This window comes from Mesorhizobium sp. M1227, assembly GCF_040318315.1.
Lineage (GTDB): Bacteria > Pseudomonadota > Alphaproteobacteria > Rhizobiales > Rhizobiaceae > Mesorhizobium.
The window spans coordinates 1-20,045 of record NZ_JAMYLZ010000018.1; the positions used below are offsets into that span (position 1 = coordinate 1).

The following is a 20,045-nucleotide window of genomic DNA, read 5'->3' on the forward strand; positions in this document are numbered from 1 at the left end:
GCGCCACATCGGCCACCTCGTTGAAACGATCGAGGCAACCGAATGCAACAACTACTTCGCAAACGCCGGCTACGCTTCCATCAAAACGTGAAAGGCTCTAGGCGCGGGCCAGGAGAATCCGGCGTGAGCGACGGAGGGTCTATGGCAGATAACCCAAGCACATGCGGTATCGACCACATCGGGCTAAGCGTCCGCGACCTTGAGAGCACGCGAGGATTCTTTTGTGATTGTCTCGGATGGCGGATCGTCGGCGGACGGGCGGACTATCCAGCGGTGTTCATATCGGACGGACATGACGTCGTGACGCTGTGGCAAGTCGAAGCGCCGAGCAAGGCGATCTCGTTCGATCGGCGTGCAAACGTCGGGCTGCATCACCTGGCACTCGCCGTCGTCGATCGGATCGGCCTCGATACTCTCTACGAGCGCGTGTCGAATTGGCCTGGCGTCATCGTCGAGTTCAGCCCGGAACCCTCGGGTGCCGGCCCCAGGATCCATTTCATCGTGCGGGGGCCCAGTGGAATACGGATCGAGTTTGCATTCGATCCTCGCCTCGAGGACGCGCGCAAGGCGCGGTGATCCTGCTCGGACTGCGATCGGCCGGAAGAGGAGCATCGTTTTTCAACATCATCGAATGAGCGCGGAATCCCGGTGCGCCGGCGCGCGAATTCGATCAGCAACGACCCGGTTGGCCATCACCGATCGACACAAGCCTCCCACCACGATGGCTACGCGAGACGGTGGGCAGAATTGAAACACAGGAGACCCAAATGTCCATACTAGCAAAGAGCCTTGCCGTTGCCCTCATGGTTGCCGCGAGCGGCACCATGGCACACGCCGATTCAACACCGGCAAAAGACATCGTCATCGTCCACGGCGCCCTGGTGGATGGCTCAGGGTGGCGGGCGGTCTACGACATCCTGTCCAAGGATGGTTTCCATGTCACTATCGTGCAGGAACCGCTCACCGGTCTGGCAGAGGATGTCGACGCCACCAAGCGTATTCTTGATCAGCAGACGGGGCCTGTCGTGCTGGTCGGTCATAGCTATGCCGGCTCGGTGATCACGGAGGCGGGTGCCGACCCTAAGGTCAGTGCACTTGTCTATGTGGCCGCACTCCAGCCCGATGTTGGGGAAGCCAGCGGGCAGCTTCTTACAAAGTTCGCGGCGCCCAACGATGCCATGCGGGCAACCCCGGCGCCCGCCGCCACCACGGGCAAGTATTTCTTCATGCAGCCGGCTCAGTTTGCCGCGACCTATGCCCAGGACGTCCCGGCCTCGGACGCTCAGTTCCTTGCGGATTCACAGCAGCAACTCGCGGAGAAAGCTCTGGCGGCGCATGTTTCCGTGGCGGCATGGAAAACCAAACCCAGCTTCGCAATCCTGACCACCCAGGATCACGTCGTGAGCCCGGAGCTTCAGCGCTGGATGTATCAGCGCTCGGGCGCCAAGGTGACCGAAGTGGCCGGAAGCCACGCTGTCTTCATCTCTCAGCCGGCCGCAGTCGCCGGAGTGATTGAAGATGCTGCGAAGTAGATCAGCCGAGAGGTGAACATTCGACGGATCATCCGATCCGCCTATCTACGCACATGCTTCGCTGTCTACTGACAAGCGAAGCATGTGTGCATACCGTTCCGCTGACAAACTTCTTAGAGTCTAGCATCGCTAGAGTATCGATTCGATGAAAACAATACCTTCGTTCAATATATTCCGTCTTTGGCCGCTGCCAGTGTTTGCTCAACGGAGCCCATTTCATAGCTGAGGAGCATGTCGCGATGTCGCATCATTATTCAGGTCCTGACTTCGGGTTCCCACGCGGGGACGCGCGTTTGGACCTCACCGATCTGTATGCCTTTCCCAAACCGGGGGACGCGAACAAGTCGATCCTCATCTTGAATGTGCATCCGTCCTCCACCGTGATCCCTCCGCAGCCTACCACCTCCGAGCCTTTTGCGCCCGACGGGCTTTACGAGTTCAAGATTGATACGAACGGCGATGCGGTTGCCGATATCGCGTATCGAGTGAGCGTTTCGTCCCTATCAGGGGGGATGCAGATTGCCACTCTGCGCCGCTTTGAAGGTGCACTGGCGGCTGGGACAGCCGACGGCGGACAGGTAGTCGTTAGGGAGGCGCCAGTCTCGACAGGCCGGGCTGCACAGATAACAGAGGTCGGCGACTACCGTTTTTTTGCGGGTTGGCGAAGCGATCCGTTTTTCTTCGACACCTTGGGTGCCCTGAATGATCTGCGGTTCACTGGAGCTGATTTCTTCTCGGACAAGAATGTATGCAGCATCGTGTTGGAAGTTCCCAACTCTGCACTGGGGTGTAAGCCGGTTGGGCTGTGGGCCCGCACCCTTGAGAAGCAAAGCAAGGGTTGGGTGCAGATCGAACGCGGCGCGCGCCCCCAGCAGGCAGTCTTCCTGCCTGGTGACCAGAAAGAGGCCTATCTCGCGGGCGAGCCTGCAGAGGACGCCCGCTTCGTCCCGGTGTTCGCACACGCGCTCGAGCATACGGGTGGATATCAGGCAGATGAAGCAGAGCGGGTGGCGAGGACAATGCTGCCGGACATACTGCCCTATGACCCGGCACAACCCGCCTCATTTCCGAAAAATGGCAGGACCCTCACTGACGACACCGTCGATGCGTTCATCAGCATTCTCACGAACGGCAAGGTGTCGGGGGATATGGTCGGGCCGCACGGTGATCTGCTTGCTGAGTTCCCCTACTTGGGGCCGCCGCATGGCGCTTAACTGAGGGCGTGCGTTTGCTATCGATACTAGTGTTGTCCTTCCGCAACATGGACAGTCAGACCCATTATCCGTTTCACTAAGGAGAATGCGATGCGATTGATCTTGATTTGGATAGCTCTAACCGTAGCCTTGGTAGTGCCGGCCTCGGCTCATCCCAATATCGGCTCTGCCATCTCACTTGCCGCAGGCGTCGAGCATCCGTTCAGCGGCCTCGATCACATCACCGCCATGGTGGTGGTCGGCTTGTGGGCCGCCGCCAAAGGCAACCGAGCGCTCTGGATATGGCCGTTGACCTTCGTCGCGATCATGCTGATCGGCGGCGGGTTGGGCTTGGCGCATATCGCCGTCCCGTTTGTCGCGCCAGGCATCTTGGCGTCGGTCGTCGTGTTCGGACTCATGGTGGCGTTTGCCATAGAGCCGCCCACATGGGTCGGCGCTGCGATCATTGGTGTTTTTGCACTGTTGCACGGTCATGCTCACGGGGCCGAGATGCCTGATGCGGTGAACAGGCTCGAATACCTCGCGGGGTTTGCGGTCGCCACCGCTATTTTGCATGCAATTGGCATCGGTTTGGCGCTCGCCTTGCAACGCGCGGCGCCAGATCCAGTCGATCGCCTCGCTGGTGTAATCTGCGTCTCCATAGGCGTCGGATTGTGCGCGGGAGTTTTTTGAACCTAGGTCCGGCGGGAGAGCTTCTGGCGTCGAATTAGACGGCCAGAACACGACAGGATCGCGACGCTATGCGCAGCGACCTTAAGGAACGTCGTCTGCCCTTGCAGACGTCGACCGCTGGCATCGTCCATGCTGCCGCTTGATGGCGCTAGAAGGAAGTACAGCCATGCCCTTTCTCCGTTTCGATCTCATTGAAGGCCGCACCGATCAAGAACTCGCGATACTGCTCGATGCGACCCATCGAGTTGTGCTTCGCACCTTCCATGTACCAAAAGGTGACCGTTACCAGATCGTTCACGAGCACAGGCCAAGCCGGGTTCGGATCGAGGACACGGGCCTCGGAATTCCGCGTTCGGATAAGGTTGTCTCCCTTCAGATTACTACCCGTCCGCGGACGACCGAGGAAAAGACTGCTTTCTATCGCGAACTTTGCTCGGAGCTCCAAGTAGCCTGCATCGTTGCGCCTACAGACGTCATCGTAAGGTTCGTCGAGAACGCAGACGAGGACTGGTCTTTTGGACATGGCCGGGCCCAATTCCTCACCGGCGAATTAGAGGGGTCGAAACCGAATTCGAAACCGTGACCGCGCTTCCTTTCTCCATCCCTCAAGACGGTCCGCTTGGGGTCAATCCCTTCGTCGAAAGGTCACGTGTACTCGCCGTCTCCATGCTGGAAGCGGTGCGTCACTTTCGATCTCGATCTGTTGGCGACCGATGCCTGGCGTATTCTTGCCGGCGTCATTCTCGGGTCGGCAAACCGCTCGGTATTTCGGCGGCCTGCCTGCGATAAGATCCGGCGCTCGCGCGCGGGCCGGCTGCTGCGTGTCTTTGCGGCCCCGGCGATACAGTGTCGTTTCTGATGGCGGATCAGGGTTGCCCGCCGAACCCGAAGTTGGCTCCGCCAAGACCGGCGTGCTGGTTGGCTCAGTGTTGCCCTCGGCGCCACGATCATCGCAACCTCACCAATGGCACGCAGCGAAGCCGTCGAGGCATGAAGGATCATGTCACGCCGCGGGTGAGCGGCGACGGCTGAGATGCCTTTGCGATCACTGGCCACCCTGGTGTGGTGGCCTGCGCCAATCACATTCCCGATGGTGAAACGGCCAAAAGTCTGTTGGATCAAATGGCCCAATCTGGGCGCTGGAGCCGGGGCGCGGGTCACGAGGAACTCGTCGTGCGATGTCGGTCATGCTGAATTAGGCGGCGGTCACTCCGAACGCACCTTTGTCATCAATACAAAGGTATCGACAATACCACTGTCTAATGGATTTGCGGGCAGAGGCGGGCTTTCTCCAAAAGCGAGTTTCCGCAACGGCCCTTTGCGGTTGACCGCAAGTCGACGGCTCGATTCAGATTGGAGCAAGGCCGTGACAAACCAATCCCAAAGCATCGCCGACACCATCGGACAATAGCCTTGGCGCCGCTCGGCGATAGCTTTGGCCAGACCCACTTTCGGAACAGGGAGGAAGCTATGGCCTTCACCATCAATGTTAACGGGCAGACACACTCAGTGGATGTCGATGGCGACACGCCACTTCTTTGGGCGCTGCGCGATGTGCTCGGCTTGACCGGCACAAAATTCGGCTGTGGCGTCGCACTTTGTGGTGCCTGCACGGTGCATCTCGATGGTCAGGCCACCCGCTCCTGCGTCACTACAATCGATAGCATAGGCACCTCTGAGATCACCACCATCGAGGCGATCAATGAGACCGAAGCGGGCGCTAATATCCAGAAGGCCTGGCTCGACCTGGAGGTCGTTCAGTGCGGGTATTGCCAATCGGGCCAGATCATGTCCGCTTCGGCGTTGCTGGCGAGCAACCCACATCCGACTGATTCCGATATCGACGATGCGATGTCCGGCAATATCTGCCGTTGTGGCACCTATGTCCGAATTCGCGATGCGATCAAACAGGCTGCTGCGAGCTGAGAGGACTGTCATGACCCTCGATCACCACGGATCCAAAACTTCCGGTCCCGACGAGCAGGGCAGGGCGACCGCTCTCTCTCGGCGCGGCTTCCTGAGAGCCGGAGCTGCCGCAGGTGGCGGCCTACTGCTTAGTCTCAACCTGCCGTTCGCCATGGACGAAGCAAACGCGGCCGCTGCCGACATGTTCGTGCCCAGCGCGTTCGTGCGCATCCAAAGCGATGGGCAGATCGTTTTGACCATGCCTTATGTCGAAATGGGCCAAGGCACCTACACTTCCATTCCGATGCTGATCGCTGAAGAGTTGGAGGTGGACCTGAAAGATGTGCAACTAGAACATGCGCCACCTAACGAAAAGCTGTATGTCAATCCCCTGCTTGGAGTGCAAGCGACGGGAGGTTCCAACGCGATCCGCGGAGCATGGGGCCCGATGCGCCAAGCCGGCGCGACCGCCAGGACGATGCTCGTGTTGGCAGCGGCAAAGCGCTGGAAGGTCGATCCGGCGTCCTGCCGCGCACAAAGCGGCGAAGTGGTTCACACGCCGACAGGCAAGAGCGCCAAATACGGTGAACTTGCCGAGGAAGCCGCCGGCATTCCCGTCCCCGAAAGCGTGACGCTAAAGCAACCGCAAGATTTCAAGCTTATCGGTACCTCGGCAAAACGTCTGGACGCATCGGGCAAGGTCAACGGAACTGCGGTCTTCGGCATCGACGTTCGTCCGCCCGGCGCGAGGATCGCGACGCTCGTACAATCGCCCGTTTTCGGCGGTCGTGTGAAGAGCGTGGACGATACAGCCGCCAAGGCCGTCAAGGGCGTGCATCAGATCGTAAAGCTCGACGACGCCGTTGCCGTGGTCGCCGACCATATGGGCGCGGCGAAAAAGGGAATCGAGGCACTGGCAATCGAATGGGACGACGGCCCGAACGCCACGCTGACCACCGCAGCGATCGCCGCAGAACTTGAGCAGGCGACATCTACGCCGGGGGCGGTTGCTCAGAACATCGGCGATGTCGACCGCGCGATGTTAGGGGCTATGACCAAGGTGATGGCGACCTATCAGGTTCCGTTCCTGGCGCATGCGGCGCTGGAGCCGATGAACTGTACCGTCCATGTCCGAAAGGACGACTGCGAAATCTGGGTAGGCAACCAGGCTGTCACGCGCGCTCAGGCGTTCGCTGCCAAGGTCGCGGGAGTGCCGGTAGACCGAGTGATTGTACACAATCACCTCATCGGGGGCGGCTTCGGACGCAGACTAGAGGCTGATGGTGTCGTTCGCGCTGTCGAGATCGCAAAGCACGTCGACGGCCCGGTAAAGGTCGTGTGGACGCGGGCGGAAGACATCCAGCACGATATGTACCGGCCCATGTTCGTCGATCAGCTGTCCGCCGGCCTCGACGCAAAAGGCATGCCGGTTGCCTGGAACCATCGCTTCGCAGGGTCTTCCGTCATAGCGAGATACTTCCCCCAGTATTTCAAGGACGGTCTGGACCCCGACTCAACTGATGGCGCTATCAATCTCGCCTATGCCTTGCCGAACATGCACGTCGAATACGTCCAGGTAGAACCGCCGGGCATCCCGACCGCCTTTTGGCGCAGCGTTGGCCCCTCGCACAATGTGTTCGTGACCGAAAGCTTCATGGACGAGCTGGCGGCTGCGGCGATGCAGGATCCGGTGACCTATCGGGCGGCCCTCCTCGACAAGGAACCGCGCGCAAAAGCGGTCCTCGAGCTTGCCGCGAAAAAGGCAGGCTGGGGTGAGTCGCTGCCTCAAAGGGCCGGCCGTGGCGTCTCCCTCCAGTTCGCCTTCGGCAGCTATATGGCGCAGGTTGCGGAAATCGAGGTGTCGATGGACGGAGCGGTTCGTGTCCGGCGCGTCGTCTGTGCGGTCGATTGCGGCACCGTCATCAATCCCGATACCGTCCAAGCGCAGGTTCAGGGCGCCATCATTTTCGGCATCACGGCGGCACTCTACGGCGAGATCACGCTCAAGGAAGGCCGTGTCGAGCAGGCCAATTTCGATACCTACAGACTTCTGCGCATGAATGAGACCCCGGTCATCGAAGTGCACATCGTGCAGAACTCCGAGCCGCCAGGTGGGATCGGCGAGCCTGGGACCTCGGCAATCGTCCCAGCGGTCGCCAACGCGATCTTTGCGGCAACCGGCAAGCGCTTGCGAAAGCTACCGATCGATACTGAGCAACTGAAATCGGCCTGACGCTATCGCGATCGGCAGTGCCGACCTGGCGTTCGGCTCACAACCTGCTGGAGATTGGCAATGTCCCATCCCTTGGCGCTGGCTCTCGTGATTTTTGCCGCCATCGTTTCCTCGGCCCAGGCCGAAGGAAATGCCGATCACGGAAAAACATTGTTCAGCCGTTGCACGGGATGTCATGCGGCAACAGCCCAGAACAAGTTCGGTCCGGGGCTGGCCGGCGTATTTGGACGTCAGGCGGGAACTGCTCCGAACTTCCGCTACTCGAAAGCGATGATCGGTTATGCCAGGCATTGGGACGACCAGACACTCGAAAACTTTCTTGCAGCGCCCGCAAAGGCAATCCCGGGCACGACCATGACGACCACCGTGCCCAATGGGTCGGATCGCGCGGATATCATTGCCTATCTTAAATCCATACGCTCTCCGTGACGAACATGCCTGCATTGTTCGCCAAGCACCCAGACTGGCACAGCCAGCTTGACGTTGACGCGGCGCTTTTTCGAGTCGACGCGGCGCAGATTGGTCGACCGCGCCGTATCCGACGAGGCACTGGTCCCCGGCTACCACTTTCCGCCCGTCGGTACGATCGTCCCAGGACGGTGCGGACGACACCTTCGTGCCAACTGCATAACCAGGAAAGACGTGTGAGGACGATATGAATCGACTTGAGAAAGTATTGTACACGGCAAGGGTCCACACAACGGGCGGGCGCACCGGTATGTCGCGTAGTTCGGATGGCCGTCTTGAGATCAGCCTGTCACGGCCGGGCAGTTCCGGCACAGGCACCAATCCGGAGCAACTCCTGGCGGCCGGCTGGTCCGCATGTTTTCAGTCGGCGATGGAGTTCGCCGCGCGGAACATTAAGATCGTGTTGCCGGCAGATCACGCGGTTGACGCCGAGATCGATCTTGGTCCCGAAGGTGGCGCCTTCAGCCTTGCGGCTCGCATCTACGTGAGCCTGCCTGGGATGGAGCGCGCGGCGGCGCAGCGTCTCGTGGACGCGGCTCATCAGGTGTGCCCCTTTTCGCGAGCAACAGACGGGAACATCGCCGTCGAAACGACGCTGGTCTGAGGTCGCTCCAATGCGAGCAGGCAGTGACCGGCTGATAAGCTGTCCACACAGCTGGAGGTAATGGCCATGATCTATGAATTGCGAATTTACCGTTGCGTGCCGGGCCGGCGCGATTCTGAAGTCCGAAATGTGGAGGCCGACGCCAATGCCAACGTGCCGGCCCAGTCCGGCCAACCGCTAATTCCAGCAAAATGCTCGGGCGACAACAAAGAGCGGTGGGCTTGGCCCGCCGCTCTGTTTTTGTACGACAGATGCTCGATGCTTTGAATCGTAGACGCCCGATGAGGAATGAGACGACCTGGTAGCGTTACAGCATGTCCAAGACTGCTAGTCGCTTTTCGTCCCAGGAAAGCCCGGCGCCGGGTCGATTCGATGGGATAGCCATACCGTCCAGGATCTGCAAAGGCTCCTCTAGCAGTGCGTCTGCCCAATCGACATATTCGAGGAAATGGGCTCCGGGGGTAGCGCACAGCAGCTGTGCGCTGATCTCCGGCATCAGATGCGACGAGATCTCGACATCGGCGGCTCGCGCGATCGCCGCCGCCTGCATCCATCCGGTAACGCCGCCGATGCGGGCGACGTCCGGCATGACGCAGTCGCAGGCAACGGCCTCGAGCGCTTGGCTCATACTTGTCGGGCCATTGAAATTTTCACCGATCTGGACGGGCGTCCGAAGCTCTCGAGCGAGCCGGGCGTAGTTGCGGTAATCCTCGTGAGCGATCGGTTCTTCAAGCCAGAGGATGTCGTGTTCGTCGAGGGCATGTCCGCGCCTTAGAGCCTCGGCCGTCGTCAAGGTTTGGTTGTAATCGACCACGATTGAGACTGCCGGACCGACACGACGGCGTACGGCATCGAGCGCCGACAGATCTTCGGCGAGCGACGGATGGCCCAAGCGCAGCTTCAGCGCTTTCAGCCCCTTCGCTAGCAATCTCTCCGCCTCATCGGCGAGTTCGGCTGGCGCCATCAACCCGAGCCCCCGACTGTCGTAGGCCGACAGAGGCTTCAGAGAACCACCGAGGAGACAGGCAAGCGGTTGACCGAAGGATTGGGCGAGCGCATCCCAGAATGCCATGTCAATCGCCGAAAGTGCCATCCTAACGGTGCCTGTCACACCGAGCAGCGAAAAGCGCCGTTGCAGCAGCAGAGCAAGATCAAGCGACGTCGTTGGCTTACCTCGCACGAGATCCACCGCTTCCTGGATATGCCCGGCAATGGCGCGAGCGCCCGACGGCGTATAGCAGAATAGATATGTTCGTCCGGTGGTGCCTTCTTCCGTCTCGAGGTCGACCATCAGCATCGGCACTGCTCGAATGATCGCGGCGCTCGTCCCCAGCGTAAAGGTTAGGGGGACGCGCACGGCGCGAGTGCGTACATTGCGTAGGCTTAGACGGATTGGGACACCGGTCAGCGGCGGGATCATCAGCGATCTCCTATATCATGGACTCAAGGCGATGTGGCTCGCCTTTGCAAACCTTCTTCAGCACAAAGCTCAGAATATGTTCAAACTCGGTTGGGCCGCCGCGCGCCAACATGGCTGTAAAAAGGCTCAGTGATGCCCCTGCAGGAGCCGAGCTTGATCCGCGAAAACCGTCTGCCATCCGATAGGTGTGATGGGACATTCCCAGCGTCATCCATTCCATCACGGGTTCAACCCAGGGGGCAAGCTTGACGAATCGTGACATCGCCCTGGCTCTGACGAAGTTGCAGGCGAGTTCCGCAACACGCGGTGCGCTGGAAGGAAGCACTTCACCGCGGCAATGGTCGCCGGGGGCGGCCTCCAATCAGCCGTGATACGCAAACACCTCGATTGGGTCACTGAACCCGCGCACCGGATATTCGCCGACGCGTTCGAGGTCGAAATCGAGTTTGACCAAGTCGGCGAACGCGCTAGACACCAGCACCGTTCGCCCCAGTTGTTTGGTGAGGGTTTCGAGGCGCGAAGCCATGTTGACTGCCGGACCGATGACCGTGAAGTCGAGGCGGGTCCGCGACCCAATATTGCCATACATGACGTCTCCGACGTGGACACCGGTGCCGTAGTTCAGCGGCGCACGACCGGTCTGGCGGTTCCTTTCGTTCAAAGCCACTATTGCCTGACTGGCTTCGGCCACGGCACGCAGCAGATTTGCACAGGCGGACGGATCGCCGAGCGGAAAAATTGCGAGCAGACCGTCGCCGATGAACTTCAGTATTTCCCCGCCATGTCGCGCAATCGGCTCCGACATCGCCTCGAAATAGCCGTTGAGAAGATCAATCACGTCATCGCGCGGCCAGTTGTCGGAGATCCGGGTGAAATCACGCAGATCGCAGATCATGATGGCGGCGCGTACCGTCGTCCCGCTTCCGCGCCTGGTGGCGCCCGCCAGGACGAGTTCGCCGGCATGTGGCCCAACATAAGTTTCCAGCAGCGTTCGTGCCAGCCGGTTCTTCATACGGATTTCGCTGACCAACGCCAGAACGGACAGCAGTTTCAACAGGCTGGCGACATCCGCGTCATCGAACCCGCCAGGCCGGTCGGTTGCAAAAGCCACCATATGCCGCTTGCCGAGCGTATGGTACAGCGGCCATGCCACATAGTCGGTCAGGCCTTTTGCCCGCAACGCGTCGTAGACGGCGTGCTTGCGGCCGAGCGTGGGATCGCGCTCCAGATTCTCGCGCACCTCGGAAGCCCCGTCATTGATTTCATTGGCGGGGCTGCCGATGAATTCGGGAAGCTCCCTGACATCGTAGTCAACTCTCCTAAGCTCGGCCTCGCGCAGGCCGTCGGCCCACATGATCCGGGAGCCGATCCATTGCGGGTGGAGGATCATGACATAAAGCGTCGCCCGCTTGACCGGAATGCCCGCTCGCTGGAGCCGGAGACACAGTTCAGCAAAAATATTGTCAAGGAAGCGCTCGTCGTGCGTGTTGTTTGTCAGCCAGTGCAGAACGTCGCTGTCAGAATGTGCGGTGACGTGATCGATGTTTGGCGGCGCGCTCATATGTTACTCCCAAACGGTGACCTGAATCCGCACGGAGCGGCCAGACGTCACGTCAAATCCCATTGCTAGCGGAGGGGCTGCGGCGCCGGTTGGACCCAGCCCCCGCAAAGGGGCTGTGTCCCGAGCGAAGGAGCGCCGCCGGCATCAGTGTGCCGCGAGGAAGTCTTTCACCGCGGCGATCGTCGGCGCGGGCGCTTCGTCCATCAACCAGTGGCCGGCATTTGGAATGATGACTTCCTTCACGTTCGTCGCCGCGTTGCGCATCTGGATCGCTACGTTGGCGCCGAAAGCCTTCTCGGCGCCGATGGCGAGCACCGGCATGGTCAGCTTCGTCTCCATAGCCTTGAGGTTGTCGGCCGTGTCCTTCTGGTCGATTGCGAGGAACTGGGCGAACGCGGAATGCATCGCGCCGGGCTTGGCGTAGATCGCGGCGTAGTGACGGCGGGTCGCCTTGTCGATCTTCGACGGATCGCCGGCGAACTCGTTCCAGAAGCGGTCGAGGTAGATGCGCTCGCGGCCGGCGACTAGGCGCTCGGCGTCCGGGCCGCCGAAGTTGAAGTGCCACAACGCAGGCAGTCGCACAATCTTATCCCACGGCGGGATGCCGGGTACTGGTGAGTCAATTACCACCAGGCGGCTTGTCTTGTCCGGATAGCGTGTGGCGTAGGCATATGCGACCATCACGCCAATGTCGTGGCCCACAATGTCGGCGCGGTCGATGCCGAGCTTGTCGAGAACGGCGCGGATGTCGCCAGCTTGCGTCCACTTGTCGTAGCCGCCGGCGGGGTGCGAGGAGAGGCCCATGCCGCGCAGGTCAGGCACGACGACGGTGTGGTCCTTCGCGAGCGCAGCTGCCATCGGCGACCACATGTCGCCGGTCTCGCCGAAGCCGTGGATCAGCACGACCGCCGGCCCGTGGCCGCCGACGCGGACGTTGATCGTCGCGTCGGCGTTTACCACCCGCGAGCTGTGGAAGTCAGCCGGGAAGGGCGCGCGCGCGTGCGCCGGCAGAGCGCCCAGCACCAGGCTGGCGGCGAGGCCGGCCGCCAGTTGGCGGAAGCGGCGGGAGAACGTGGACCAAACGGTTACGGACATTTTCGGCTCCTCAAAGGTGGGGGCGGGCATCCCGGATTCGAGGACTTTCCTCAGATGCTCTATTCTAGGTATCTGGCGTCATTGAAGTTGAAACAATGATACAAAGGTGTTGGTCATGGGCATGGCCCTAGCATCATCCTGACGATCTATTGCACGATAGTATCGGCGATACTTCCCGATGCCAGCCACACAGACCGGGCTCGCGATGCCGCTCGCCATCCGCGGACCATGGCGTCCTTCAGAGCGCGCAATATCCTGCAAAGGTCAGTGCCTCGAACAGCCCCTCGAAAGGGCGCTGGTCTGAGCGAGCGAGCGACCCGCCGGACTTAGTGCTGTACGAGGAAGTCCTTCACCGCAGCGATCGTTGCCGCGGGTGCTTCGTCCATCAGCCAATGGCCGGCGTTTGGCACGATGACTTCCTGCACGTTCGTCGCTGGGTTGCGCATCTGGATCGCTACATTGGCGCCGAAGGCCTTCTCGGCCGTTCCATAAGATATCTTATGCGACTTTCACCAATTATAATTAATATTTCCCCAGTTATGCAAAGTACGCATGGTGCGCGCCTCACGTCCTCGTCAGTCACATAGAGGGGCAAGATGAAGTGCCGTTTCAGTTACTCCTGCTCTACATCTCGATACGACAGATCGATATTACTTACCATCACCTCACCGCTCGATAAAATCGGGCTGAAGACTCTGAACACTTCTTAAACGCCGGGGTCGGCGCCCCGCTCAGACCACATCGCCCTCGCTCGCCTGTCCTCTCGGCGCACTCACTTGTGCGGCATGCAATAGACTCCCTCGGATTCCATCAGTACCGCGCCACCCTTCAGCTCGCTTAGTGCGCCGACCCACGCTTCCGAATACGTGCGGCTGGCATCCACGGCCGTCAGCCATAGAACGCGGTTGTCGGCCAGTTCGACTTTGACTTCCTGCTGCAAAGGGCTTGCCTGCACGGTCTGTTGATAGTGACGTTTGATCCTGACATTACTGGCCGGGAACTCAGCCTCGTTGCTGCCGTAGTTCAGCACAAATCCCGTGTGGTCCTCAGCCACCGAGCAACTGCCACCACGCTCACACACGATTTTGGCAGCGGTCCTGCAGTCCCATTTCAGTGAAGCGGGCCACATAGGATTGTCCACACTTGATCGCGGCTTGTCGCTCTGACCAGCCGCCGTCAACACTGCGCCTGTGTTCATAATCATTGTGGATAGCAGAAGCGCCTTGAACACTACAAACCTCCCTGAATTGTGGCCCTCATAGTCCTCGTCCTAGCCTGGCTTATGGCATGTTGAGATTGAACCAGCTTTTCTGGCGCACGCCGTTCGCGTCATCATACTCGATGAACCAGGGCTTTCCGCGCATCGGTCGAGGGATGGTGTAGTAGGTCGGGCCATTACCAATGGAATGCCCTCGATCGTTCCCCGCGGTCTGGATTGTTGCCGCAACCGCCTTGCCGTCGATTTCGATTTGGATCTGACGTGATCCGTCTCCATGATGCCCGCCGAGGGCGTTGTTTTTGAAAACGACGGGCAAGGAGAGCCTATCAGCCGCGAGGCGGCAGATGTTCCGTTCTTGACCTAAGCCCGGCCGATCGGATTCGGAGCTGCCAACTGCTTGCCAGCCAGACGGACAATCCTCATACTTCTCAAATCTCGCCGCGCTCGAGTTGGCTTGCGGACAGGTCGGCCAATTGAAACCCGGGGCTTCCATCGCCGCAATCAACTTGTAAATTGGCGGGTGGCACGAGGGGGTGCCTTGCCAGTCGCCGGAAAGACATAGGAGGACCTGACAGCCCCATTCCGACGCTTTTGATTGGGATGGAAGAGCTGCGGCGCCCGCGATGGCGACGGCACCCCCCAGTAGAAATTTGAGTATGGTCATAGCCTTTTCCTCGCTGCAGATTTGACAGTTTACTATGGATGATTGGCGCGAAAAAGGACAGATCGAAAAGGTAGGTTTGTGCGACTACATCGATTTATGAAACGAGACGACGGAGGCGTGGTCAACAACCCGTTGCGCGCCAACATTGCCCTGACCCTTGAGCGGGAGCGAGCCAGACGCGGCCTATCCCATATGCACATGGCCGAACTGTTTCGGACCGCCGACGGCGAAAAACTCGCCTACCGAACGTACATTCAGACTGTGCGTCAGAAAAATAATGTCACATTGACGACGCTACAGATCATGGCAAACGGCTTGCAAGTGTCTTTCGCAGGACTGCTCGCCGGCAGTAAGAAAGTTCCGGATTGGGCGCATCGGTTGGACGACAATGCGATCCGCAAGCGGCTGGCGCACATCATCGATTTTGAGCGACAACGACGTAATTTGCACCGCTATGAGATGGCCGAGCTCATCGGCGTGGCGGAGGCGACATACATGAAACTCGAACGCGCGAGTGGCAATATCAGCGTGGACACGATTGCGGCGATCGCCAAGGCGTTGAAACTTGATCCGGCGACCTTCCTCTTTTCCGAAAAGAACCCGCCTGGCAGAGCCGACACCTCGCCCCCCACGAGTGTTCCTAAAGGGCCATAATTCGCCCAGCGCCGGCGTCGCTCCTTTGCCCTGCCGGTCAGGCCCGGTGGCCGACTAGCGCCCCCCCGCCGCGGCTGTCGGGCCGCTGCTGTCAGCGTCGGCTGTTAGCGGCGGGAATGATAACAGGACTTTGACATGGATGACGACCGGCCAAAGCCAAACTCATGCTCGCCGGGCCGACTTGTCAGCACGCGACAGAAACCGTTTCAAGCTCAAACCGGCCAATAAAATGTAAGGCGGCATGGCGAGCGAATAGTGACCACAGTTTAATTTCAAAATATTTGGCCTAGCTCCGGCGTCCTTCAGCCTCTGCATGAACCTCTCCGATAGCTCTGGCAACACCACTTTGTCTCTCTTAGCCAACACGACATGAAGATCGAGATCAGGCCGCGCCAAACTATGTGCGTAATTCTCCAAGTTAAGTGGACCCCAGGCCCTTCTGAGATCGGTCAGCTCAATCTCAGGCTCAAGGCTATCACGTATCAATCGTGTCGCGCGACCCGTCCAAACCATATCCGCTAGACTCCCGGCCGTCAGAAACAACGAGGCTTTTGACACAGCCGAGTCGTGCGCCGCGACCATCCCCGCAACCCAGGAGCCTAAGCTCATACCGAGAACCGAAATCTCTCGATAGCCTTCGATCTTCAACCAACGTATGAGTTTTCGCCCATCCAACACTGCCTGCCTTACAGATTGGATCGTTCGACCGAGATTAGGGCTAAGCATATAGTCGGCGTGCACGGAGCCGGGACGGCTGCGTTCGAAGTGATAAGGCATAGCAATCTCGACAACCGTGATGCCACGCTGCGAGAAAAAATTGGCAATCTGACGATTCCGGGAGCTTGCATTCCAATGGTGAAAAATCACCAACGCCTGATCGAACGACCGGCTTTCTGTGATTTTCGCCGAGACGACATTGTTCTGTTCGATATCAGTAGAAATGTCCGATGGAAATTTGAGCCACCCATCTAGCCTTTCAAACCCCTGATCACTCACATTCGGGTCATCGAAAAAGGCTGGATCAGCTACGGCCTGGTCCGCAAGGGCACAGAATTCCTCGATACTTTTAATCTTCTTCGCACCTGGAAAGGCGCGTTCCGCGTCAAGGGCGAAATCCGTTGGTTTCTTCCCTTCCTCACCGTGTCGCGCCCGCCGCTCATCCCAACGATCAAGCCAACTATGATACACTCTGATTGTTTCCTAACTTACTCGCTTGCCCTCGCCCCAACCCTGGATCAAACAGGCCGTATATTGCGAACAGCACTCCAACGCCCAGAAGGATCGAAAAGCCAGAAAATGCATCGATCAGCAAATAGCTAGCCACGAGTAACGCTACGATCACTGACATCCTCCACAAATACATACAAAACCGACGCTCGACACCTAAACGGATGGAGCCGTACAGAAATACAACACAGGTCGAAATAGCGATAAGAAGGCTACTGTAATGGGTCGGCCTACGGTAGATGATCCCGGCGCTCACATCATTGCGCTCATAAAAGGCGGAAGACATATCGCCGACCAACCAAGACACAATATTCTCTCCACGCGATGTCAGGTAAGCACTCTGGAGCTTCATGACTATGGCGATCAGAAGCCCCAAAACAGTACACCGAAAAATCGCACGCATAACCCTGAGGCTGGCTTCATGGAGCTCGTGTTGATAATCCACCTCCGGCCGATTACTCGCTGCTTCTCCAATTCTCCAAAGATCATGGATCACCGTATAAAGCAAAATGAGGCCTACGAAGAACAGATAAAAACAGAGGCACATATACAGGTAAGCGAGCCCCGTGAAAACGATTGCTTCCGGCACCGATATAACCTCAGGGCGCACAATCGCTAACGAGCCCCAATCCGTCGCATAGTTGCCACCACCTTTGAGCAACGGGATTAAAGACACGCCGATCCACTGAAAAAGACCGGCGAACACCACACAAATCAAAAAAACCGCCCAATATGAATACGAAGAAGCTTGTACGGTGCGAGCCCAGGCATCATCGCTTTTCATCTTGTCGCCCTGCGCTACAAGCTTTGGGCGGCCTTCGTCTTTCCAAAAGGTCACCAGCTCGGTCACGAAGGCAAAAAACAGTGGCAAAAATACCATGAAGACGAATGTCCAATTCGCCGTCCAAAGAAACCCAACCTGCTTGACGACGCCATCCGCCCGGTCATACGTCACGCTGTGAATCCCCGTAAGATACGACAAAAACCCAAGAGCGGTGACGCCCGCAAACACCGACGTCGGTAAATTCAGGGGAGATCCGCGACTAAAAAACGCCTCCGATTTCCTCGCCAAACTAAAACGCCGGCTCGGCCCCTTGGGGTCAGTATCCAGTGTCAGCTCTACGGGGGAGTCTGTCTCGTCATCGAAGGGCGCAGTCGGTGCCGTATCTGGAATCTCCTGTGCAACGCTGCTTCCGGCCCTCCTCCATTCTCGTCTCTTGGCCGATAACCGCGATTGCGCCTCACTAAGCTCAATCTGCCATTCGCTAGTTGCGACCGGATCATCGCATCCAAAAATCCTGGCCAGCCAACGAATGTTGGCAATGCTAATTCCCTTCTCGTTCTCTTGAAACCAAAGCTGCACCGTTCGCAGATCGACCCCAACCCGGTTGGAATCAATCAGTGAAATCGCCTCTGCAAGGAGCTCGGGCGTCCATGGGCCAGCAGGAAACCCGTCTTTGGCCAACAGTCGACCCGCACCCGCCGCCGCCAGTCGTTTGAATAATTCTTTGAAATCACTCCCGTCTCTCGGCGGAGGGAGAAATAACTTTCCGTTCCTAAACAACAACTTATAGGCTCTAGTTTCGTTCCGTTTCGCTAGGCTTCGTATCCTATCGTGCCTTCGTCCTCAATCAACGTTTTTATCAACTCGATTTTGGCCGGCACGGGAGAAGATCGGATGACGGGTGACCCGCTGGAGAGGCTGAACACGGTTGCTGCGTGGGAGATGTTTCGCAAACCGCCGGCCAAGGGCAATTTCGACTACAATCTGAAACGTTTGTCTGGTGGCAGGGTAGTGTGACCGCATGAGCGAAAAGTAGCGGTAGCCAGGGCTTCGGGAGCCCGAGAAGCAGAGGATGAACCCATCCCTATTTTTCTCGCCTCCCCAGGTATCATTTACGAATTGTCATGCGCGTGGAGCCGGTCGATGCCCATTCAAGTGGTCTGTAACAACGGAGTGATGGAAGAGCCCGATGGGGTCGCGAATCTGCTCGCGGCGCATCGTCATGCAGTCGCCATGGTTGAACGTCTCGGCAAGCGATGGCTGAGGGCCGAAGGGCCGGACGCGACTCTGATCGGCCGGCGATTGGATTCGTTCATGGCGGAGGAGGCTATCGCGCGTCGGCGCGCCGCCGCTGCGCCGGTGGCCGATGTCGTTGAGATGAAAATGAAGGCAGCTTATTTCCGGCGGTTGTTGGGGAACGACTGGTGCGAGGTTGATGTCGACGATTTTCGCGCGTTGCTCGGTTCTTTTGCGAAACTGCAGTCCTAGGAGAAGAGCGCTGAAATCCATGAGGCCACGGTATTCCAGGCCGCATAGATTCCTGCCGGCACCAAGATGATCGCGATGAGAGCGACAGCATCGCCGATGGCGCCGTCAGTGCGTCCTTCCACGGGATAGTAATATCTGTGCGCATCATCGTCGTGCTTCATTGTTGTCTCTCCGAACGCTTGTTTAGCAGCAGCTGCACAGGATGCTGAAACGTCGTGCCCCACAAACCCGCACGTTTCATCTTAGCGTTGATTTCCGCGACGAGGTAGTTCTCATTGACGGCTTTGCCCTTTGCTGTCGTTGCGGCAAACGCATATCCGGTCGCTATGAGCGCGGTGCCAACGTCAATTGTTTCGCCATTGAGCTGCGCACCGCACACGACAAAAACCGCCTTGTCCAGGGCGTGGCCGATTGGCTGGCACGTAACCGCCGCGCTGTCGAACAGCGCTGCCAGATGCGCCAGCGAGGTGTTCCCGCAATCGATTTTGTTCCCACTTGGCTCTTCGGCTGATGTGCCTCGAAGACATGACTGGACGCCATAGAGGCGGAAAAGGTGATCTCCGTCACGCCATGTATCTCCAGTCAGCAGTTGAGCTGATTTCGATACCGCGAGCGGCACGGCAGACTCCGATGCATCCTGGGCCTGTGCCGATGCACACAACCGAAATGCGGCCAGCACTGCGAAGCTCGCCCGCTTCATTCCTGGAACTGTCCACCGAGTTCGGCGGAATGCTCGAGATCCGGGCGCAGCGACTTGCCGTCCTTGTTGCGTCCGATCGCCGCCATGTCGAAAAAAACCATTTCGTCGTCGTCGTAGGCGACGTTGTACGGGTCGTTTGCGTTACCCGCACCCACGAGCGAGAAGCACGAGACAGCGTCGGGTTCACCCTTCCTGCTTTGCAGCACGAGTGTTTTGCAAAGCACGACGGATGCACGATCGTTGTAGATCGCCTCTTCGTAGTCCTGCGCGGCTTTCGTGCAGTCCCACTGCTGCGTCTTGTACGCAATCTTCGGTTTTGGGCAGGCGGCAAGGCCGCGCAGCCGGTACGTCACGCCGTTGACGACGCGCTCGGTCGCCGACGGCACTTTAACTGGCCCGATGAGAGCGGCCGCGTCGCGCTGAAAGAGCGCGCCTTTCCCATCGTAGCGTTCATAGACGAACACCTTTTCGCCCGGCTTCGCAAACTGGAGCAGATAGTGCTCCGACGGCTGTGCGAAGGCGCTCGGGGCGTCGGCGCCAGCAGCATAAGCCAGGGTGCCCTGGAGCAGCAAGACCGTGCAAAGGGCCGTCTGTTTCATCGAAAT

The 20,045-nt window shown here is 58.9% G+C and carries 26 protein-coding genes; 13 read left to right on the forward strand and 13 right to left on the reverse strand.

The genetic code is table 11. The features are described 5' to 3' along the window. The first annotated feature begins 141 nt into the window (after window positions 1-141). The 5 genes from NKH28_RS20320 (at window position 142) to NKH28_RS20340 (ending at window position 4,001) form a co-directional block, all read left to right on the forward strand. On the forward strand, window positions 142-576 hold the full coding sequence (locus NKH28_RS20320) for a VOC family protein (RefSeq protein ID WP_352980240.1): 435 nt from the start codon (window positions 142-144) through the stop codon (window positions 574-576). A 191-nt stretch (window positions 577-767) separates the two neighbouring features. Then, window positions 768-1,532 (forward strand): alpha/beta fold hydrolase, encoded by a 765-nt coding sequence (locus NKH28_RS20325; protein WP_352980242.1) that lies wholly within the window; start codon window positions 768-770, stop codon window positions 1,530-1,532. Between the two features lie 293 nt (window positions 1,533-1,825). Then, window positions 1,826-2,746, forward strand: a complete 921-nt coding sequence (locus NKH28_RS20330; protein WP_352980244.1) for a DUF4331 family protein — start codon at window positions 1,826-1,828, stop codon at window positions 2,744-2,746. A gap of 90 nt (window positions 2,747-2,836) precedes the next feature. Further along, window positions 2,837-3,418, forward strand: a complete 582-nt coding sequence (locus NKH28_RS20335) for a HupE/UreJ family protein (protein ID WP_352980246.1) — start codon at window positions 2,837-2,839, stop codon at window positions 3,416-3,418. 166 nt (window positions 3,419-3,584) lie between these two features. Beyond that, window positions 3,585-4,001, forward strand: coding sequence for a tautomerase family protein (locus NKH28_RS20340; RefSeq protein WP_352980247.1), 417 nt, complete (start codon window positions 3,585-3,587; stop codon window positions 3,999-4,001). 623 nt (window positions 4,002-4,624) lie between these two features. On the opposite strand, the gene NKH28_RS20345 is transcribed toward NKH28_RS20340, so the two are convergent. Beyond that, on the reverse strand, window positions 4,625-4,867 hold the full coding sequence (locus tag NKH28_RS20345; RefSeq protein WP_352980248.1) for a hypothetical protein: 243 nt from the start codon (window positions 4,865-4,867) through the stop codon (window positions 4,625-4,627). Window positions 4,868-4,888: 21 nt separating this feature from the next. On the opposite strand from NKH28_RS20345, the gene NKH28_RS20350 reads away from it, so the two are divergent. The 5 genes from NKH28_RS20350 (at window position 4,889) to NKH28_RS20370 (ending at window position 8,895) form a co-directional block, all read left to right on the forward strand. Beyond that, on the forward strand, window positions 4,889-5,344 hold the full coding sequence (locus NKH28_RS20350) for a (2Fe-2S)-binding protein (RefSeq protein ID WP_352980249.1): 456 nt from the start codon (window positions 4,889-4,891) through the stop codon (window positions 5,342-5,344). 10 nt (window positions 5,345-5,354) lie between these two features. After that, window positions 5,355-7,556: a xanthine dehydrogenase family protein molybdopterin-binding subunit gene (locus NKH28_RS20355; RefSeq protein WP_352980250.1), complete on the forward strand. Its 2,202-nt coding sequence runs from the start codon at window positions 5,355-5,357 to the stop codon at window positions 7,554-7,556. Window positions 7,557-7,616: 60 nt separating this feature from the next. Then, window positions 7,617-7,985, forward strand: a complete 369-nt coding sequence (locus NKH28_RS20360; protein WP_352980251.1) for a c-type cytochrome — start codon at window positions 7,617-7,619, stop codon at window positions 7,983-7,985. Window positions 7,986-8,211: 226 nt separating this feature from the next. Continuing rightward, window positions 8,212-8,628: an organic hydroperoxide resistance protein gene (locus NKH28_RS20365; protein ID WP_352980252.1), complete on the forward strand. Its 417-nt coding sequence runs from the start codon at window positions 8,212-8,214 to the stop codon at window positions 8,626-8,628. A gap of 66 nt (window positions 8,629-8,694) precedes the next feature. Then, entirely contained in the window at window positions 8,695-8,895 is a 201-nt protein-coding gene (locus tag NKH28_RS20370; protein WP_352980253.1) for a hypothetical protein, read from the forward strand. A 40-nt stretch (window positions 8,896-8,935) separates the two neighbouring features. On the opposite strand, the gene NKH28_RS20375 is transcribed toward NKH28_RS20370, so the two are convergent. The 7 genes from NKH28_RS20375 to NKH28_RS20405 form a co-directional block, all read right to left on the reverse strand. Further along, window positions 8,936-10,048 carry an enolase C-terminal domain-like protein gene (locus tag NKH28_RS20375; RefSeq protein WP_352980254.1) on the reverse strand — a complete coding sequence of 371 codons (1,113 nt, stop codon included), beginning with the start codon at window positions 10,046-10,048 and terminating at the stop codon, window positions 8,936-8,938. Between the two features lie 10 nt (window positions 10,049-10,058). Beyond that, on the reverse strand, window positions 10,059-10,310 hold the full coding sequence (locus tag NKH28_RS20380; protein ID WP_352980255.1) for a hypothetical protein: 252 nt from the start codon (window positions 10,308-10,310) through the stop codon (window positions 10,059-10,061). A 99-nt stretch (window positions 10,311-10,409) separates the two neighbouring features. After that, a complete protein-coding gene (locus NKH28_RS20385) occupies window positions 10,410-11,609 on the reverse strand; it encodes an adenylate/guanylate cyclase domain-containing protein (RefSeq protein ID WP_352980256.1) in 1,200 nt (399 codons plus the stop codon). A 144-nt stretch (window positions 11,610-11,753) separates the two neighbouring features. Next, a complete protein-coding gene (locus NKH28_RS20390) occupies window positions 11,754-12,704 on the reverse strand; it encodes an alpha/beta fold hydrolase (RefSeq protein WP_352980257.1) in 951 nt (316 codons plus the stop codon). Window positions 12,705-13,030: 326 nt separating this feature from the next. After that, entirely contained in the window at window positions 13,031-13,150 is a 120-nt protein-coding gene (locus NKH28_RS20395) for an alpha/beta fold hydrolase (RefSeq protein WP_352980258.1), read from the reverse strand. A gap of 326 nt (window positions 13,151-13,476) precedes the next feature. Beyond that, the gene (locus NKH28_RS20400) at window positions 13,477-13,935 is read right to left on the reverse strand and encodes a hypothetical protein (RefSeq protein WP_352442704.1); all 459 of its coding nucleotides are present in this window, start codon (window positions 13,933-13,935) and stop codon (window positions 13,477-13,479) included. A 49-nt stretch (window positions 13,936-13,984) separates the two neighbouring features. Continuing rightward, the gene (locus NKH28_RS20405; protein WP_352980259.1) at window positions 13,985-14,587 is read right to left on the reverse strand and encodes a hypothetical protein; all 603 of its coding nucleotides are present in this window, start codon (window positions 14,585-14,587) and stop codon (window positions 13,985-13,987) included. A gap of 96 nt (window positions 14,588-14,683) precedes the next feature. Here NKH28_RS20405 and NKH28_RS20410 point away from each other — a divergent pair, with 96 nt between their 5' ends. Further along, window positions 14,684-15,241, forward strand: coding sequence for a helix-turn-helix domain-containing protein (locus NKH28_RS20410; protein WP_352980260.1), 558 nt, complete (start codon window positions 14,684-14,686; stop codon window positions 15,239-15,241). Window positions 15,242-15,403: 162 nt separating this feature from the next. Here the strand turns inward: NKH28_RS20410 and NKH28_RS20415 are convergent, their stop codons facing one another. Next, window positions 15,404-16,429, reverse strand: coding sequence for an RcgR family putative quorum lactone hydrolase (locus NKH28_RS20415; RefSeq protein ID WP_352980261.1), 1,026 nt, complete (start codon window positions 16,427-16,429; stop codon window positions 15,404-15,406). Continuing rightward, complete coding sequence (locus NKH28_RS20420; RefSeq protein ID WP_352675955.1) at window positions 16,419-18,032, reverse strand: RcgA family putative transporter; 1,614 nt, start codon at window positions 18,030-18,032, stop codon at window positions 16,419-16,421. The genes NKH28_RS20415 and NKH28_RS20420 overlap by 11 nt, the downstream gene beginning before the upstream one ends. Window positions 18,033-18,146: 114 nt before the next feature. Between NKH28_RS20420 and NKH28_RS20425 the strand changes: the two genes are divergently transcribed. Continuing rightward, a complete protein-coding gene (locus NKH28_RS20425; RefSeq protein ID WP_023774995.1) occupies window positions 18,147-18,269 on the forward strand; it encodes a hypothetical protein in 123 nt (40 codons plus the stop codon). A 126-nt stretch (window positions 18,270-18,395) separates the two neighbouring features. Next, window positions 18,396-18,740, forward strand: a complete 345-nt coding sequence (locus tag NKH28_RS20430) for a hypothetical protein (RefSeq protein WP_352980262.1) — start codon at window positions 18,396-18,398, stop codon at window positions 18,738-18,740. Here NKH28_RS20430 and NKH28_RS20435 read toward each other — a convergent pair. Genes NKH28_RS20435 through NKH28_RS20445 form a run of 3 tightly spaced genes read right to left on the reverse strand, consistent with a single transcriptional unit; the run spans window position 18,737 to window position 20,039 of the window. After that, window positions 18,737-18,901, reverse strand: a complete 165-nt coding sequence (locus tag NKH28_RS20435; protein WP_023774993.1) for a hypothetical protein — start codon at window positions 18,899-18,901, stop codon at window positions 18,737-18,739. The genes NKH28_RS20430 and NKH28_RS20435 overlap by 4 nt on opposite strands. Further along, on the reverse strand, window positions 18,898-19,440 hold the full coding sequence (locus NKH28_RS20440) for a thermonuclease family protein (RefSeq protein ID WP_352980263.1): 543 nt from the start codon (window positions 19,438-19,440) through the stop codon (window positions 18,898-18,900). Before NKH28_RS20440 ends, NKH28_RS20435 begins: the two co-directional genes overlap by 4 nt. Then, window positions 19,437-20,039 (reverse strand): hypothetical protein, encoded by a 603-nt coding sequence (locus NKH28_RS20445; RefSeq protein ID WP_352656906.1) that lies wholly within the window; start codon window positions 20,037-20,039, stop codon window positions 19,437-19,439. The genes NKH28_RS20440 and NKH28_RS20445 overlap by 4 nt, the downstream gene beginning before the upstream one ends. Window positions 20,040-20,045 lie beyond the last annotated feature (6 nt).